The sequence below is a fragment of the Escherichia sp. 94.0001 genome (genome assembly GCF_013369155.2).
GTDB lineage: Bacteria > Pseudomonadota > Gammaproteobacteria > Enterobacterales > Enterobacteriaceae > Escherichia > Escherichia coli_F.
This window is the reverse complement of sequence record NZ_JABWMS020000310.1, coordinates 1-263: the sequence shown is the minus strand read 5'-3', so window position 1 is coordinate 263 and position 263 is coordinate 1. Positions and strand designations below refer to the sequence as shown.

Here is a 263-nt window from a genome sequence, read left to right as displayed (position 1 = left end):
GTAAACAGTGCGAAACGGTGGAGGTGGATGAGGTTCCTGTTTACCGGCAGAAAAAATCAGAGCAGGAGGATAAACCCCGTCGCCGTGAGGTGGCTGCAATACCACAGCCGGACGAAAACAATCCGGAGATGCCTCCGCCCGCGGTGATATCTCATGGTATTGAATATATGGAGGATGGTCTTCCCGATCCGGTGAAAGCTATGGGGCAGATCCTGGTGGAAAACCTGATAATTGACCCGAAACTGGCACTGGATGCGGCCTGG

General features: G+C 53.6%; 1 pseudogene. It reads left to right on the top strand.

Going from position 1 to position 263, the window contains the following annotated elements:
* Positions 1 to 263: pseudogene (locus HEN33_RS25885) on the top strand (terminase small subunit); the annotation flags it as partial.